Source organism: Limosilactobacillus avistercoris (assembly GCF_014836425.1).
Taxonomy (GTDB): Bacteria; Bacillota; Bacilli; order Lactobacillales; family Lactobacillaceae; genus Limosilactobacillus; species Limosilactobacillus agrestimuris.
The window spans coordinates 35,753-52,008 of record NZ_JACSQW010000009.1 but is presented as its reverse complement, the minus strand read 5'-3'; the positions used below and the strand labels follow the sequence as shown (position 1 = coordinate 52,008).

Genomic DNA, 16,256 nt, shown 5'->3' with positions numbered 1-16,256 from the left:
ATCCCTCATTTCCTATTCTTACCATAGTCAGGTTTTTGATTGGCAATCAAGTTATGAAATTGAACGTAATTGTCATACCGACTTTCCATGATTATACCATTTTTTACTGCATCTTTAACCGCACATTGAGGTTCTTTCAAGTGAAGACAACCACGGAACTTACATTCCCGCGCTAAGCTCTTCATTTCGAGAAAAAGGTTAGGTAACTCTTCAACAGTCATATCAAAAGTTTCATATGAAGAAAAACCAGGCGTATCAGCAATCCAAGCACCAGCAACATTTAACAAGCTGACTTTCCGCGTCGTGTGTCGTCCCCGCTTTAATGCAGTTGAGATTTCTCCTGTTGCAAGGTCTAAGCCAGGGGCAAGGTGATTTAATAACGTTGATTTCCCGGCACCTGTTTGTCCCATCATCGTAACAATCTGACCACGCAAAAGCTCTTTAAGCTGTTCAGGTGCAAATGCTTCGCGGCTAAAAAAAACGCGGTACCCAATCTTTCGATAACCAGCAACGACTTTTTCTAGCTTCGAATACTCGTCATCGCCAAGAAGATCGGTCTTTGAAAAGTAAATTATTGGAGTAATCTTTTGTGCCTCAAGGGCAATCAATTGGCGATCTAACAAATTTGTTGAGAAGGTTGGCTTCTTGGCCGCTGTCACTACTACAGCAGTGTCAACGTTAGCCACTGGTGGACGAACTAATTCATTCTTTCGCGGCAGTACACGAAGTAGGTATCCATTTTCAAATTCTACCCGATCACCAACAATTGGCTTAATCTTTTTGGCACGAAAATTGCCTCGTGCCCGTGTTCGGTAAATTTCACCATCAGCTAAGATATCGTAGAAGCCACTTAATGATTGTTGAATTATCCCTTGTTTCACATTTTACCTCCTTAAGCTGTGATGTTCGTTGCGCTCATGATTGTTCGACCATTCCGAACAACCCGGTAAGCACCTGTTTCTCCTTGTCTAAGGGTAAACGGAACATTAATCGTTGTCTCTTGGTTAATTGTAATATCTTGATATTGCATGGTTAGGTTATGTTGCGCGTCCTTAATATAAACTTGAACACGATTTTCATGCTGACCACCATTACCGTCAAACGGAATATTAATCTGAATATTAGTAGTCTTTGTCTCATTACCAGAGTTAGCCACGGTCACCGTTAGTGTATCGCCACGACTTAATGTTGATCCTGGTTTAGGTGTTTGCGCGATGACGTGGTTAGTTGCAATGGTTTGGGATGTCTTTTCTTGAGTGGTTAATTGTAAGTTATGCTCGTTAGCAAACTTCTGGACAACACTAATATCTTGGTTTTTAAAATCAGGAATTTTAATCTGTGGTTTTCCAGCACTCACTTCAAAGCGAATGGTATGGGCAGCTGTAGCAACTGTCTTTCCTTTCGCATAATTCTGCTTCATTATCTGTCCAGGATCAACTGTTTCTGAATGGACTCTAACTTGTTCAACGTGAAAGCCTTTCGCCCGGAGACTGCTTGCAACATCGTCATAATCAGAGCCAACATAATCAGCCATCGTCATTTGTTTGACACCTTGGCTCACCTTTAGATCAACATAACTATTAATTCGTGCTTTATCGCTACCATTTGGTGAGCTACTGATCACATGATTTTTTGGCACATTCGGGTCATAACCGCGAGTAATATTTCCAACCCGCAAATTATGCTTATGAAGTGTCTGCTCTGCTTTTACAGCACTTTGACCGTCCACATCTGGCATTACAACAGTTCGACCAAAGAACCACCAACCACTGCCACAAACAACAATTAAAACAGCAATTCCAATTCCTAACGAAAGATACTTTTTATAACGATGCCAGAAGGATTCAGGTTTATTTTTAGGTTGCTTTTCAACATCCTGTGGTTCTTGCTTATCGTGATGTTTCGGCAAGTCAATCACTTTCGTTTCGCCATCATCTTCAGCATTAAGCTCAAGTCGTGGTTCATTTTTTCTTGCCGGATCTAATGCTGTCTTTAAATCGGCCGCCATTGTAGCAGCTGATTGATACCGTTCTGCCGGATCCTTAGCAGTGGCTTTGATCACCACATTCTCTAATGCTTGAGGAATATTCCGATTAAAATTACGAACTGATGGAATGTTTTCTTTAAAGTGTTTGAGGGCAATTGAAACAGCTGTTTCTCCTTCAAACGGTACTTTCCCCGTCAGTAATTCATACAAAATAATCCCTAAAGAGTAGATATCAGACTGCTTAGTAGCAATACTTCCCCGTGCCTGCTCTGGAGAAAGATAATGAACAGAACCCATCAACGTATTTGTCTGTGTCAATGAGTCCTGGTAAGCTGCAACGGCAATCCCGAAGTCAGTAATCTTAATATTCTTATTTTCATCAATTAAAATATTTTGCGGTTTTAAATCACGGTGGATAATTCCATGATCATGGGCAGCCTGAACCGCCGATAACACTTGTTCCATAATATCGACAACTTGTGGTAATGGGATCGGAAAATTTTTCTTAATATACGCCTTCAGGTCAGTCCCCTTAACGTATTGCATTACCATAAATTGCATTCCATGATCTTCACCAATATCGTAAACACCAACAATATGGGGATCGTTTAATTGGGTCGCCGCCATTGCTTCGCGTTCAAAACGACGTTGCGTATTTGGATCATCCCGTAAATCAAGGCGAAGTAACTTAACTGATACTTCGCGATCGAGAAGTTCATCATACGCTAAATAAACATTCGCCATTCCGCCTTCACCAAGCGTGCGAATAATCCTGTATCGTTTACCGATTTTATATCCAGGATTCATTTACTACCCCTCCTGGTCTTCTACCAACCCAATCAGGACAGTGATATTATCTGGTCCACCAGCATCATTTGCCATTTTAACTAGTTGCGAACACTTCTCTGCTACCGAGAGTTCGGATTCTAATATCTTTTTCATTTGCTCTCGAGTAACCATCTTGGACAAACCATCAGTGCACAACAAAACTTGGTCACCAGGAGCAATCTCAAAGCGGTTAACTTCGATCCTTGCATCAGCTGATGCCCCAATGGCACGAGTAATTATGTTGTTTTGTGGATAATTACGGGCTTCTTCTTCTGTAATGTCGCCATGCTTGACCAATTCGTTCACTAATGAATGATCGATCGTGACCTGCGTTAACAAATCACCGTGGAGGACATATCCCCGACTATCACCGATATTAGCCACTACCATTGCCTGCTCAAAAATAATGGCAGCAACCAAGGTAGTGCCCATTCCCTGATACTTTGGGTTCTTCTTTGATTTTTTTAAAATTTCGTCGTTGATTAATTGGACCTCACGTGCGAACCACCGAATTGCTTCCAGTGATGAGTTTGGTGAGGCCGCTTGAAATTGACGACCAAGATGATCAACAGTAACCTGTGCCGCAACATCGCCGCCCCGGCTACCACCGATTCCATCGGCAACGACCACCAAGATAGTTCCATCAGGAGCAGTAAACTTAGCTACCCGATCCTGATTTTCTTTCCGTAGATGACCAATATCTGTTTGATAAGCAACTTTCATAAATAATGCTTTTCCCTTCTACAGATTTCGCTTAAGGCTACTAATAAAGAAGCCATCGGAATCGTAATCGCTCGGCATAATTGTCAAAGTTGCCGAATCTCGATCGTCCTTAATCGCCCGTGCAGTCTTTGTCCGCTCCAGTTTAAATTCTGGATGATTCTGCAGGAATTCATGAACAGTATGATCATTTTCTTCCCGCAAAATTGTGCACGTGCTAAAAGTAATTATACCGCCTTTTTTTACTTTTGGGGCAACCGCATTTAAAATTGCCAACTGAATTTTATGTAGTTGTTGACTGTCCTGTGCAGTTTTTGTGTATCGAATTTCTGGTTTACGCCGTAATAAGCCAATCCCACTACATGGGGCATCAACAAGAATTCGATCAAACTCCTCATCGTTAAACCGTTCAGTAACTTTCCGGGCATCCAGTGCCACTGGAGTAACTTCTCCTTCAACACCCATCCGTTGAGCATTTTTTTCAATTAGTCGAACCTTATGTTGATGAATATCTAGTGCAACAACTTCACCACCTTGTTCAGATGAAAGCTGTTCAGCAATTTGTACCGTTTTTCCACCAGGCGCCGCACAAGCATCTAAAACTTTAAATTGTGGCTTTAGATCCATGCTCTCAACTGCTAACATTGCACTTTCATCCTGAATTGTAATGGTGCCGTTTTTTAATAATGGAGAATTAACAACATTACCCGAAGTTACAACTAGGGCATTAGCCGCAACACGACTCTCATCAGTCTCGATCCCTTCTTCACGTAACTGTTCCTTCACACTCTTCAAATCACTTTTTTTAGTATTGATTCGAATTGAAACGTGTGCTGGATCATTAATCGCCCGAAGGATCTCCTTAGTAACCTGCTCGCCATTCTCATTAATAAGTGTTTCAACCAGCCATTGAGGCACACTGGCTGTAAGTGCAAGTTGCTTGGGAAGGGGCTTAATTTCAAAAAAATCAGGAAAACCATTTCGTAACGCAGAATGAAGAACCCCAGTAACAAATTTCCTTATTCCCGGATTTCCGCGTCGTTTAGCAATCTTAATTGTTTCATCAGTAACCGCCCAGTTAGGAACCCGCTCTAAATAATGGAATTGGTAAAGTGCCGTTAATAAAAGAGTTTCAACCCATGAATCCAACTTTTTACCAGGAGTTAATGATTTTAACCAGTATTCCAAAGTAAGCTGGTGCTGAAGAGTACCATAAATAATCGTCGTTACTAGCCGCCGATCTGCAGGGCTCAATTCATGTCGCCGAAGTGTTTCATCAACTTGTAAATTCGAATATGCCTGTGTTTTACGCACCCGTTCTAAGGAAGTAAAGGCTAATTCTCGAGCGTTATGTGGGGTAAACTTAGTCATCAGTTACCACTTGCATCCCTTCTTTAATGTTTTGGTGACCGTTCAAATAAGCAGTAATATTCATCTTTTGCTTACCAGCAGGTTTTAACTCGTTAATTTGGTAGGTTGTTCCATTACCGGCAGCAATTACCAGGTGGTGCTTATCAACTCGAACAACTTTTCCTGGTTCCAGACTTGTCTTCTCATCTAAGGGAGTGACATCGTAAATTTTCGTCCTTAAACCATCAATTTTCATATTACCAATTGGGGCCGGACGTAACCCACGGACCTTATCGTCAATTTTGTCAGCCGTCATTGTGTAATCAATTTGTTCTTGAGCACTAGAAATGTTTGGTGAAAAAGTAACCTTCTCGGGATCCTGTTTTTGCGGATGAACATTACCACTAATTAGGTCAGGCAATGTTTCTAATAAGAGATCCCTTCCAAGAATACTCAATTTCTTAAACATCGTCCCGTTATCATCGTCAGGTTCGATCGGAATTGAACGTTGAGAAATCATGTCTCCAGCATCCATCTTCTTTACCATATACATAATCGTGATCCCGGTTTCCTTATCACCATTAATAATTGAATATTGGACTGGTGCACCACCACGATACTTAGGCAATAGTGAACCGTGAACGTTAATTGCAGCAATTTGGGCAGCGTCTAATAACTTAGTTGGCAAGAATTGACCGTAAGCAGCCGTAATCAAAAGATCCGGTTGCATTTCAATGATCTCTGCCATTTCCTCACTCCCACCTAATTTAGCTGGTTGTAAAACTTTAATTTGGTTTTCTACGGCTAACTTCTTTACTGGTGAAGGAGTCAAAATATGCTTACGACCAACCCGGTGATCTGGTTGAGTCAAAACAGCCTGAATGTCATATTCAGGTGCGTCAATAAGGCTTTGTAAAATTGGCACTGCAAATTCTGGAGTTCCCATAAATACGATTGATGTTGACATAAGTACGTCATCCTTTCATTTACATAAAATATTGTGGATCAGGATCAATTGAGATCTGGACGTCCGCTCGTCTCTTACTTTGAGTTTCTTGAAGAATCCTTTGTAAAGTTGAGTGCAATCGTTGATCCTGCTTATATTTGATTACAATCTGATAATAATAACGGCGCTTCATTCGCGCAATTGCTCGTGGCGTCGGGCCAAGAATAATCGTTGATGGCATTAAATTATCAACCAATTCTTGCTTAATCTTCGTCATCGCACGGGCAGCCACTGCCTCTTCTTCATGACTCGCCATAATCCGAATCGTAAAGTAGTATGGTGGGTAACTCGCTTGATGACGCAACGCCATTTCCTGTTTAAAAAATGCTTCATAGTCATTTTGCTGTGCTAATCGAATTGCATAATGGTCTGGGTTATAGGTTTGGATAATTACCTCACCCTTTTTATCAGCCCGACCAGCCCGACCACTCACCTGGCTTAATAAGTCAAAAGTTCGCTCACTTGACCGAAAATCCGGCAATCCTAGGCCAGTATCAGCATTAAGGACCCCCACCAAAGTCACATTAGGGAAATCTAGTCCCTTTGCGATCATCTGGGTTCCCAAAAGAATATCAGCTTGATGTTGACCAAACTGCCGTAAAAGCTTTTCATGCATTCCCTTACGTCTTGTGGTATCAACATCCATCCGTATAATCCGCGCATTAGGAATCAGGTGACTTAACTCCTGCTCGACTTTTTCGGTTCCAGTCCCATAATAACGAATTTCACGGCTACCACAATTAGGGCAGTAGCGTGGAATTGGTTCTTCATGTCCACAATAATGACACTTCATCGTGTGACTATCTAAATGAAGAGTTAAAGAAATGTCACAATTAGGACATTTCAGGACTTCCCCACAGTCACGACACATCATAAACGAGGAAAAGCCTCTCCGATTAAGCATCAATATACTTTGTTCATTTCTTGCCAAGCGGTCCGTTAATTTTACTAATAGTTCTCGAGAAAAATTACTCTCTCCGCGTTCCTTAATTTCAGGACGCATATCAACTACCTGGATTGGCGGGAGTGGTTGCTTATTTACCCGGTGCTTTAGTAAAAGAAGCTGGTAAACTCCCTTCATTGCCCGTGCTCGACTTTCTAAGCTTGGGGTGGCAGAACCAAGAACAACAGGAGCATTATTATACTTTCCCCGCCATTTAGCAACTTCTCGAGCATGATATCTCGGTGACTCATCCTGCTTATAGCTCGATTCATGCTCTTCATCAAGAATAATAATTCCTAGATCTTTTAACGGAGCAAAAATTGCGGACCGCGCCCCGACTACCACTTTAGCTTCTCCGCGTTCGATACGTCGCCACTCATCAAAACGCTCACCGTTAGAGAGGCCACTATGAAGAACCGCAACCTTTGAACCAAAACGGCGACGAACCCGGTTAACAATTTGAGCAGTTAACGAAATTTCTGGAACAAGCATTAATGCTGTTTTATGATTTTGGAGCGCTCTAGCAATTGATTGCAGGTAGACTTCAGTTTTCCCACTACCAGTAACTCCCTCTAAAAGAAAGACCTGACTTTGAGAATCATCAATGGCCTGATCGATTTTATTAACCGCTACTTGCTGTTCATCGTTCAACTCTAAAGGCTTCGAAAGGTGCTCATCATCAGGCAAATTTTCCTGACTATGGGGAGTTCGGTATACTTCAACTGGTACTTTTGCTAACCATCCTTTTTGAACACCAACATTAAATGTTACCGCCTTCAATCCACTAACTTTTTCAGCATCCGTTTGTTTGACTGTCTTACCAACAATACTTTGAAGGTAAGACAAAAGGCGATTCTGCGCATGGGCATTAGGATGAAGTGAAGTTCGTGCTTCCTCGAGGCCTTCAAAGTCCAATTGTGGTCGAATACCAACCGTAGTTTTGGGTTTAGCCTGATCCGCTATTACATATTCAAATCGTACCTTTTTTTGCCTTTGTAATTTAAGTAAACGACTAACAATTTGTGGATTAGATTGTACTGTTACAAAATCAAGTTCGTCTTTACCATGAAAAATATCAAAGACAGTCTGCTCATCAACCTCATCAATTATCCGCACTATCCGCGTAGACTTAGCTTTTAGCATATTAGGAAGCATTGTATAAATACTAGAAATCCAAAAAGCATAGGTTCGGTCAGCAAGCCACTTACTCAATCTTAATAATTCGCCATTAATTACTGGTTGGAGGTCCATCAAGGCACTGATTGCTTTTAATTGACCATCATACTTTGTTGGCTGATCCAACCCCACAACAAACCCCTGAACTTGCCGTTTCCCATTACCAAAGGGAACTATAACCCTCATCCCCAGTTGTACCTGGTTTTCAAGTCGAGGAGGAACTTGGTATGTGTAAGGCTGGTTTGTTTGCATTGTGGGAACATCAACAATTACTTGTGCTAACTGTGCCACATATTTCACCTTACTTTATCTTTGTAGCAAGTAACTGAATTAGCTTTGTCGCTACTTCCTTCTTTGTCATTTTCGGCCACTTGATTGGCGATGCACCTAATTGCAAAATTGTGACTTGATCCAAATCACTTCCAAAGGCGCTATCATTACCAGCAACACTATTTGCAATAATCAAGTCAGCGTTCTTACTTTCTAGTTTCTTATTAGCATTCTGCAATAAAGAATCGGTCTCAGCAGCAAAGCCAACTACAAACTGGTCGGAACGCTTCTTTGCGGCTGTCGTCTTGAGAATATCGGTTGTTTTTACCAATTGAAGTCCCAACTCTTCCTGTCCGGGTTGCTTCTTTATCTTTTGACCAGCAATTTGAACTGGCCGAAAATCAGCAACGGCTGCTGCCATAATCAAAATATTAGATGCAGAAAACAGCTTCGTCACCATTGCTTGCATCTCCTCAGTGCTTTCAACACGGTAAATTTTGATCTGCTTATTTACTGGTTGTGGAACTGTAATTTGCCCAAGAATTAACTCAACATGTGCACCGGCATAGGCGGCTGCTTCGGCAATCGCGATCCCCATTTTTCCGGAAGAACGGTTTCCGATAAAGCGAACCGGATCAATTGCTTCACGGGTTCCCCCGGCAGTAATGAGAAGATGTTTACCGGAAAGGAGACTTCTGTCTAAGCCATTAATAATTAGACGTAATTGATTGATGATTTCATTTGGCTCTGGAAGTCGTCCTTTCCCTTCATAACCTTCAGCAAGCACCCCCGTCGCCGGTTCTATAATTCTCACTCCATCTTGCTTTAACTGAGCAATATTTCGTTGGACAGCTGGATTTTCCCACATATGAGTATTCATTGCTGGAATAACAATTTTTGGCGCTGCAGTAGCCAAAAGAGTGGTTGAGACCGCATCATTAGCAATCCCGTTTGCCATTTTGCCAATAATATTAGCTGTTGCGGGCAACACAATCGCAAAATCAGACCAATCCGCAAGTTCAATGTGGGGAACAGGAGAATTACTTTGCCCCCACAATGTCGTTAGTACGGGTTCGTGAGTTAACGCATGTAATGTTGCAGGAGCAATTAATTTTGTTGCGGACGTGGTCATTGCTACTCGGACCTGGTGACCGTCTTTTTCTAAAGAACGAATTACTTCAATCCCCTTGTAAAGAGCGATCCCTCCCGTCATGTATACCGCTATTTTTGCCATTTCACACCCTCCAAATTTCAAATCCAAAATCGATTATATCATTCTCGAGCCACTTTTCCCTTACTGCTGCCCGAATTAAAAGAAAAGCACCCGTAACCTCAGAGAATAAATCATCTAGAAATTACGAATGCTTCAATTTAATATTAGCTACTCAAAACTAATCTTGCAGGTCCTCAAAGTGATCTGGATCAACTGTAACCTTGTCGGCTTCAATTTCTTCCAATGCCTTACCTACTGGCTTACTTGAGTAGTAATGATCAAGTAATGGTGCGGAACCCTGCTCCAATTCGTGAGCGCGCTTACTTGCGAGCATCACTAAAGAATAACGGGAATCAATCCGCTTTAACAATTCATCAACTGATGGAAAAAGAATCATTGTGCTGAATCTCCTAACATTTCAAGATATCGTGGCATTACTCGGTTAACCCGAAGCCGTTCTGTACGGATAATGTCCTTAATTTTAGCAACAGCATTTGGAACTTCGTCATTAACAACTGCGTAATCGTAATTTTGCATCATCCGAATTTCATCAAAGGCTTTCCGAATCCGCTTGTTAATAACTTCCATACTATCAGTACCACGGTGAATTAAACGTTGCTTCAATTCATCCAAGTCAGGTGGTGTTAAGAAAATGAAAACACCATCTGGGCACTTTGAACGAACTTGCATCGCACCGTTAACTTCGATTTCAAGGAAAACGTCTTTCCCAGAATCTAAGGTCTCATTAACATATTTTAATGGGGTCCCATAATAGTTGTCAACATACTTTGCGTATTCAAGCATTCCACCAGTTTGAATTTCATGTTCGAATTCTTCCTTTGAAACAAAGTAATAGTCAACACCATTTTTTTCACCAGGACGTGGCTTCCGTGTTGTCATCGAAATAGAATATTGAAAATCATTATCATTGGAATCAAAAATCGCTTTACGTACTGTTCCTTTACCTACACCAGAGGGACCAGAAAGTACGATTAACATTCCCCTTTTTGCCATGCTGATACTCCTATCCAAATATAACGTATTATTACTATAATGCACTAAATGGATTCTAAAATCAACTATTCCGGTAAGGCAATTTTTAAATTGACTATTGCATTTTTGAACATTTGTTCGTATACTATAACCACAAACAAACGTTCGGAGATGTTTGAAATGCAAATGGAACAATCTTTATTCAAATCAACATCAACTTTTCTTAATAATAAATTACATCAACTCCTTGATAATGACTTTTCTGTTTCAAAAGAACAAATTAAATTACTAACCCCCCAACCGATAAAACAACGCCTTTCTTTTCTAGAAAGAACAATTAACAGCGGGATTAAAGTTCTTGTCCAATTAATACCAATCAATAATGCTGGTTACCCAGTTAATGTCCGTGGTACCGTTAAGAAAATTGGGGATGAGCGGTATTTAATTCAAAGCCATAACGTTAGCTACATTGTTGGTATTAACCAAATACGTTATATTGCAAATATTTAATTAGACTAAGAAATAAAAACAACCTAAGATTAGTTCAGAACGAAGATGAAAATTAACTTTCTTGGAGGGACGGTTGACTAACCTAGAACGATGAATGATGATGAAATCATCAGAGTCTTCGTAGCCAAATGGGCTTGCTCCGCTGCGTTAGGCCAGTTAATTCCCGCGATTAGACTCTATAAGTTCGGAGACTATTAGTGACAAAAAGAGGGTGAGAAAAACAAAACGTTTTTTCTCACCCTCTTTCCTACGATTAGTCAAGAATAAATTATTAAAAATGAGCGTATACTAAACTAACCTGATTTCGATCCTTCTAAAATCAGGATATCGTGATATAGTTAAATTATGTGAAGAATTACTTCACAGTGGACTTCGAGTCCGTATACCGATAATGGTATTTGGTATGGTGCTTAATCATGGATAAAAGGCATTTCAGGGTTTTATTCATACAAGCAACCATGGCGACCTTATTCAGCTTTGGATAAGGCCGTTTTTGTTTTAAATGATAATAGTAATCAACAATATGATTTGGTGCGGCATGTTGTTGGCGAATCATATTTCCGATCGCAAAGTAAAGTAGTTTGCGGGCAATGGGATTACCACGCTTATTGATATGATCTTGATGACCGCCTTGACCAGACTGATATCGCTGAATATCAATTCCCATATAAGCATTTAGCTGGTTGGAATATATTCCAGTAGCCTCAAAGAAAATGGTTGGGTGATCAGCTGCTTGAACCGTTAACAGTAAATGATTAAAACCCGATTGAGTGTGCCTAAAGACGAACTCATCACGACAGTTTTTTTGATGATACCAAGCAACATTACTTTTCCCCATTGAAACATCCAAGGCAATAATATCAGCCATTGTAAGACTTCCTTTCTTGAGCTAGGTTAACCGTCATCTAGGCTTTGTAATTCATTTCCTATACCCGAACTCGTAGTTCCACAACCCGAAAGCAAAATATTAAAGCAAAGATAGCGGAGGTTATTTTTTAATACGGACTCGCAGTCCCAGGGAGCTATGAGCAACCTTAGCTCTATCTTTAGGGTAACAAAAAAGTCCAGAACGATTATTTTCGTTCTGAACTAATCTTAGGTTGTTTTACTTTTGAGCCATCTTTAATAATTCTTGAGCATGCTCTTTTGTTAGCTTTGTTACTTTCTCGCCTGAAAGCATTCGTGCTAATTCGTTAACTCGTTGAGCTTCATCAAGAATTGTTACCATCGTTGTTGTGCGCTCGTCCTTAACATGCTTTTGAATTAAGAAATGGTGTTGGGCAACCGCAGCAACCTGCGGTAAGTGGGTTATGCAAAGGACCTGTGACTTATCAGCAATCACCTTAATTTTATCCGCGATTGATTGTGCAACCCGGCCACTCACTCCAGTATCAACCTCATCAAAAATAATACTTGTTACACCCTCGTTTTGCGCAAAGATTGTTTTGAGAGCTAGCATTACCCGCGAAAGTTCACCACCAGAAGCAATCCTTGCTAATGGGCCCATCGTTTCTCCAGGATTAGTTTGGATGTAAAATTCAACCTCATCAATTCCTGTTGGGGTAAAGTGGGGACGAGACTGCTTAGCAAAATGAACCTCAAAGACTGCCTTATCCATATACAATTCTTTCAATTGTTGATGAACAAGCTTTGTTAACTGGTGGGCAGCCTGTTGGCGAATTTGGCTTAATTGTTGACCCGTTTTAGTTAACTTTTCCTCAGCAGTAGATAGCCGTTCTTCTAAATCACTATTCGAATCTGCTGCCTCTTCCATCGAATCGAGTTCCTGTTTAATTTTAGCGTAATAATCGAGGACATCCTTAACACTATCACCATATTTATGCTCCAAATCGCCAATTGTAGTTAGTCGCTGACCAATTTCTTCAAGACGGTTATCATCAAATTCCAGGAGATCAAGCTGGTGGCTGGCCTCTGTTGCTACATCTTGAAGAGCATAGTAAGCGTCATTTAACGATTTGCTCAACGAATCATAGGCATCATCAAATTCGGCAATCTCATTAATTGAGTTCATCACAGTTGCAATTTGATCAAGGATCGCACCTTGATCGCCACCATTAAAGATCGTCACAGCCTGTTGTAAAGAGTTATTAATTTGTTGGAAGTGTTCTAACCGATCACGTTCACTCGTTAGTTGTTCTTCCTCATCAACTTTTAAGTTAGCCTCTGAAATTTCTTTTACTTGATAACGGAGCATATCCAATCTTTGTGCCCACTGCTGCTCATTATTTTGTTTCTTACTAACAGCAGCCTTTAATTTCATATAATCCCGATATTCTACCCGATAACGATCCAATAATTCTTGGATATCATTATGGGCAAACTGATCCAGCATTCCCAAATGCATTTCCGGCTGTAATAATAACTGGTGTTCATTCTGGCCTTGAATATCAACTAATCGGGAACCAATTTGTCGCAATGTCGCAGTATTGATTAATTGGCCATTAACCCGGATCACGTTTCGGCCACGACGATAGATATCTCGGGAAATGATTAGAATTCCGTCCTCATGATCAATTCCAAGTGAATCCAACAATTCATTAAATTCTGGATCCTGAGGGAGGGCAAATTGACCCTGGAGAGAAAGTTTATCCGCACCACGACGAATATATTCTTGTGAGCCTCTTCCTCCAGCGAGTAATCCAACCGCATCAATAATGATTGATTTTCCGGCACCTGTTTCACCAGTCAGAACTGTCATGTGATCAGAAAAGTCTAACGAAAGGTGTTTAATGATTGCCAAATTATCAATTGTTAGTTCCTGTAACATTTAGTCACCCTTAATTTATTAAATTCCGAAACATTTTTTCGACATTAATTGCCGCATCGGTTGAACGACAAACAATCAAGACCCCAGCATCATCACCAATTACCGAAAAGACATCGTCAATCTCTAATTGGCGAATCAGACTAGCCATTACTGGACCATTTCCTGGACGCATTACAATTGAGAGAAACTGCTCTTGTCGTTCTAAAGAAACCATATTATTTGATAACTCAGTACTTAGCCGCGTCTGGTTATCAATATTCCCTTGTGCAGGTAATGCATAGCGGTAGCCACCATCGTTGGTAGGGACCTTAACTAGTTGTAATTCTTTAATATCACGAGAAATCGTTGCTTGGGTCGCATAAACATCTTTTTCTTTTAATGCGGCAACTAAATCATCTTGTCGTTCAATTTGACTTTTAGCGATAATTTCGCGAATTAATTGTTGACGCTCAACCTTCTTCATTTATTTTCACTCCTTATGGTTAAGTTCTTCGTCAGCACGTGCTAATACTTGATCAATATTGACTTGATCTGCAATTTTTCCTTGCTCACCACGTAATTTCAAGTGTACAAGAAATTCAATATTTCCCTGACCACCCTTAATCGGTGAGAAATCTAAATTAAGAACATCGAAGCCATCTTCTTGTGCAAAAGCTAATACATCTTCGAGGACTTCTTTATGAACCGCATGATCCTTAACAATCCCGTGCTTACCAACTTTGTCTCTGCCCGCTTCAAACTGTGGCTTAATTAGGGCAACAACTTCACCACCTGGAATAAGAATATTAGCTAATGGTGGAAGAATTAAGCGCAAAGAAATAAAGGAAACGTCAATCGAGGCGAATTCTGGCTGACCTTGTTCAAAATCTGCTAACTTACTATACCGGAAGTTGGTCTGCTCCATCACAACTACTCGTGGATCTTCGCGAAGCTGCCAAACTAATTGGTTAGTCCCCACATCAAGGGCATAACTCAATTTTGCCCCGTTCTGCAGCATCACATCAGTAAAGCCACCCGTTGAAGAACCAATATCTAATACAGTTTTATCTTTAACGCTAATGTTAAAGACTTTCAATGCCTTGGCGAGCTTTAAGCCACCACGACTTACATATGGCATTTTATGCCCCTTCATATGCAACGTTGTCGTCACGGGAATTTTTTCTCCTGGTTTGTCTAGGCGTTCATTATTTTTTCCTAAAATTTCACCAGCCATTACGGCCCGTTTTGCTTGTTCGCGGGAATCAAAAAGGCCTTGTTTTACTAATAAAATATCAACTCGTTGTTTTTCCATCTTTATCCTCACAATTTAAAGTATGCCAAGAATTGGTCATACGCACTAAAGTCACGGTTAGTTACCTCACTCAAGTCTGCTTGAGTCTTTCTTGCTTGCCGTAATGCTAAATGTAACTGTTCCTCAGCACCACGAACTCCCAATAATCCGGGATAAGTATTCTTGTGCTCACCAGCATCCTTATGAACTGCCTTTCCCATTTCTTTCGTGGTGCCAACAACGTCCATTAAGTCATCATAAATCTGAAACGCAAGCCCGAATTGAGCACCAAACTTAGCTAAAAGAGCTTTAACCGCTTGATCCTGCCCTGTAATAATTCCGCCAGCTAAGACAGCATACCGCAAAAGTGCACCCGTCTTTTGGCGATGAAGGTATTGTAATTGTTCAAGGTTCAAATGCTCATGTTCTCCTTCAATATCTCGCGCTTGGCCAGCAACCATTCCAGCTGGACCAGCAGCTTGAGCAAGCGCCAATGCTAAATTAGCACGGGTGTCAGCAGGTAGCTGGTTATCAGTTACCCATTGAAACGCCATGGTCAGTAAACCATCTCCCGCCAAGGTTGCCATCCCCGCTCCAAATTTCTTATGATTAGTGGGTTTACCACGACGCAAATCATCATTATCCATTGCAGGAAGGTCGTCGTGAATTAGTGAATAGGTATGGAGTAATTCAAGGGCAGTTGCCGCCTTCATAACATCTTGGTTAAGCTGCCCACCTAATACTTGAACAGTTGTTAACGTTAATGCCGGACGCAACCGTTTCCCGCCGGCATTAACTGAATACTCCATCGACGCTGCCAAAGTATCCTGATCGATGTCAGCAGGCATTGCTTGCTTTAAAAATTGATCAATCTGCCCTTTTAGTTCTTTAAGTTCAAGCATCAATTTACTCTCCTAGTGGCTCATCATCACTGCCGTATCCCCGGTTACCGCCACCGTTATTACTAGGATCGTCAGTTGCCTTTTCATACTGCTTTTCGTTTCCGTCGTCATCAATCAGACTTCCTAATGTCTTTTCAGCACTCGTCAACTTCTTTTGGAGGACCCGAGCTAATTCGATCCCATCTTTATATTGGCTCAACGCCTCCTCTAATGGAACGTTACCTTGTTCTAGGTGACTAACAATTTGTTGAAGTTGGTTCAGTTGTTCTTCAAATGTCGGCTTCTTTTTTTCTGCCATTT

General features: G+C 41.0%; 15 protein-coding genes and 1 pseudogene. 1 reads left to right on the top strand and 15 read right to left on the bottom strand.

Features of this window, described 5'->3' with window-relative positions; all coding sequences use genetic code 11:
• Positions 1 to 5: 5 nt before the first annotated feature.
• From rsgA to gmk, 9 genes are all read right to left on the bottom strand, one after another.
• Positions 6 to 881, bottom strand: coding sequence for a ribosome small subunit-dependent GTPase A (rsgA, locus tag H9564_RS04750; protein ID WP_191684374.1), 876 nt, complete (start codon positions 879 to 881; stop codon positions 6 to 8).
• An 11-nt stretch (positions 882 to 892) separates the two neighbouring features.
• Positions 893 to 2,794, bottom strand: a complete 1,902-nt coding sequence (pknB, locus tag H9564_RS04745) for a Stk1 family PASTA domain-containing Ser/Thr kinase (RefSeq protein ID WP_191684373.1) — start codon at positions 2,792 to 2,794, stop codon at positions 893 to 895.
• A gap of 3 nt (positions 2,795 to 2,797) precedes the next feature.
• Complete coding sequence (locus H9564_RS04740; RefSeq protein ID WP_191684372.1) at positions 2,798 to 3,538, bottom strand: Stp1/IreP family PP2C-type Ser/Thr phosphatase; 741 nt, start codon at positions 3,536 to 3,538, stop codon at positions 2,798 to 2,800.
• An 18-nt stretch (positions 3,539 to 3,556) separates the two neighbouring features.
• Entirely contained in the window at positions 3,557 to 4,909 is a 1,353-nt protein-coding gene (rsmB, locus tag H9564_RS04735; protein WP_191684386.1) for a 16S rRNA (cytosine(967)-C(5))-methyltransferase RsmB, read from the bottom strand.
• Positions 4,899 to 5,852 (bottom strand): methionyl-tRNA formyltransferase, encoded by a 954-nt coding sequence (gene fmt / locus H9564_RS04730; RefSeq protein WP_191684371.1) that lies wholly within the window; start codon positions 5,850 to 5,852, stop codon positions 4,899 to 4,901. The genes rsmB and fmt overlap by 11 nt, the downstream gene beginning before the upstream one ends.
• Positions 5,853 to 5,871: 19 nt before the next feature.
• Positions 5,872 to 8,301: a primosomal protein N' gene (priA, locus tag H9564_RS04725; protein WP_191684370.1), complete on the bottom strand. Its 2,430-nt coding sequence runs from the start codon at positions 8,299 to 8,301 to the stop codon at positions 5,872 to 5,874.
• 10 nt (positions 8,302 to 8,311) lie between these two features.
• Positions 8,312 to 9,514 carry a bifunctional phosphopantothenoylcysteine decarboxylase/phosphopantothenate--cysteine ligase CoaBC gene (coaBC, locus tag H9564_RS04720; RefSeq protein WP_191684369.1) on the bottom strand — a complete coding sequence of 401 codons (1,203 nt, stop codon included), beginning with the start codon at positions 9,512 to 9,514 and terminating at the stop codon, positions 8,312 to 8,314.
• Positions 9,515 to 9,671: 157 nt separating this feature from the next.
• Positions 9,672 to 9,890 (bottom strand): DNA-directed RNA polymerase subunit omega, encoded by a 219-nt coding sequence (rpoZ, locus tag H9564_RS04715; protein ID WP_191684368.1) that lies wholly within the window; start codon positions 9,888 to 9,890, stop codon positions 9,672 to 9,674.
• Positions 9,887 to 10,507: a guanylate kinase gene (gmk, locus tag H9564_RS04710; protein ID WP_182581587.1), complete on the bottom strand. Its 621-nt coding sequence runs from the start codon at positions 10,505 to 10,507 to the stop codon at positions 9,887 to 9,889. The genes rpoZ and gmk overlap by 4 nt, the downstream gene beginning before the upstream one ends.
• A gap of 159 nt (positions 10,508 to 10,666) precedes the next feature.
• On the opposite strand from gmk, the gene H9564_RS04705 reads away from it, so the two are divergent.
• Positions 10,667 to 10,996, top strand: coding sequence for a hypothetical protein (locus H9564_RS04705; RefSeq protein ID WP_225209552.1), 330 nt, complete (start codon positions 10,667 to 10,669; stop codon positions 10,994 to 10,996).
• A 355-nt stretch (positions 10,997 to 11,351) separates the two neighbouring features.
• Here the strand turns inward: H9564_RS04705 and H9564_RS09120 are convergent.
• The 6 genes and pseudogenes from H9564_RS09120 to H9564_RS04675 all read right to left on the bottom strand — a co-directional run.
• Positions 11,352 to 11,678: pseudogene (locus H9564_RS09120) on the bottom strand (transposase); the annotation flags it as partial.
• 423 nt (positions 11,679 to 12,101) lie between these two features.
• Positions 12,102 to 13,784, bottom strand: a complete 1,683-nt coding sequence (gene recN, locus H9564_RS04695) for a DNA repair protein RecN (protein WP_191684365.1) — start codon at positions 13,782 to 13,784, stop codon at positions 12,102 to 12,104.
• Positions 13,785 to 13,794: 10 nt separating this feature from the next.
• Positions 13,795 to 14,247, bottom strand: a complete 453-nt coding sequence (locus tag H9564_RS04690) for an arginine repressor (RefSeq protein ID WP_191684364.1) — start codon at positions 14,245 to 14,247, stop codon at positions 13,795 to 13,797.
• Between the two features lie 6 nt (positions 14,248 to 14,253).
• Positions 14,254 to 15,075, bottom strand: coding sequence for a TlyA family RNA methyltransferase (locus H9564_RS04685; RefSeq protein ID WP_191684363.1), 822 nt, complete (start codon positions 15,073 to 15,075; stop codon positions 14,254 to 14,256).
• A gap of 8 nt (positions 15,076 to 15,083) precedes the next feature.
• Positions 15,084 to 15,956 (bottom strand): polyprenyl synthetase family protein, encoded by an 873-nt coding sequence (locus tag H9564_RS04680; RefSeq protein ID WP_191684362.1) that lies wholly within the window; start codon positions 15,954 to 15,956, stop codon positions 15,084 to 15,086.
• Between the two features lie 4 nt (positions 15,957 to 15,960).
• Positions 15,961 to 16,254: an exodeoxyribonuclease VII small subunit gene (locus H9564_RS04675; RefSeq protein ID WP_191684361.1), complete on the bottom strand. Its 294-nt coding sequence runs from the start codon at positions 16,252 to 16,254 to the stop codon at positions 15,961 to 15,963.
• Positions 16,255 to 16,256: the final 2 nt, after the last annotated feature.

Bases quoted from the DNA above. Each gene is read 5' to 3' on its own strand.
- pknB (WP_191684373.1), bottom strand. From the start codon at position 2,794: ATGAATCCTGGATATAAAATCGGTAAACGATACAGGATTATTCGCACG.
- H9564_RS04740 (WP_191684372.1), bottom strand. From the start codon at position 3,538: ATGAAAGTTGCTTATCAAACAGATATTGGTCATCTACGGAAAGAAAAT.
- fmt (WP_191684371.1), bottom strand. From the start codon at position 5,852: ATGTCAACATCAATCGTATTTATGGGAACTCCAGAATTTGCAGTGCCA.
- coaBC (WP_191684369.1), bottom strand. From the start codon at position 9,514: ATGGCAAAAATAGCGGTATACATGACGGGAGGGATCGCTCTTTACAAG.
- rpoZ (WP_191684368.1), bottom strand. From the start codon at position 9,890: ATGATTCTTTTTCCATCAGTTGATGAATTGTTAAAGCGGATTGATTCC.
- gmk (WP_182581587.1), bottom strand. From the start codon at position 10,507: ATGGCAAAAAGGGGAATGTTAATCGTACTTTCTGGTCCCTCTGGTGTA.
- H9564_RS04705 (WP_225209552.1), top strand. From the start codon at position 10,667: ATGCAAATGGAACAATCTTTATTCAAATCAACATCAACTTTTCTTAAT.
- recN (WP_191684365.1), bottom strand. From the start codon at position 13,784: ATGTTACAGGAACTAACAATTGATAATTTGGCAATCATTAAACACCTT.
- H9564_RS04690 (WP_191684364.1), bottom strand. From the start codon at position 14,247: ATGAAGAAGGTTGAGCGTCAACAATTAATTCGCGAAATTATCGCTAAA.
- H9564_RS04685 (WP_191684363.1), bottom strand. From the start codon at position 15,075: ATGGAAAAACAACGAGTTGATATTTTATTAGTAAAACAAGGCCTTTTT.
- H9564_RS04680 (WP_191684362.1), bottom strand. From the start codon at position 15,956: ATGCTTGAACTTAAAGAACTAAAAGGGCAGATTGATCAATTTTTAAAG.
- H9564_RS04675 (WP_191684361.1), bottom strand. From the start codon at position 16,254: ATGGCAGAAAAAAAGAAGCCGACATTTGAAGAACAACTGAACCAACTT.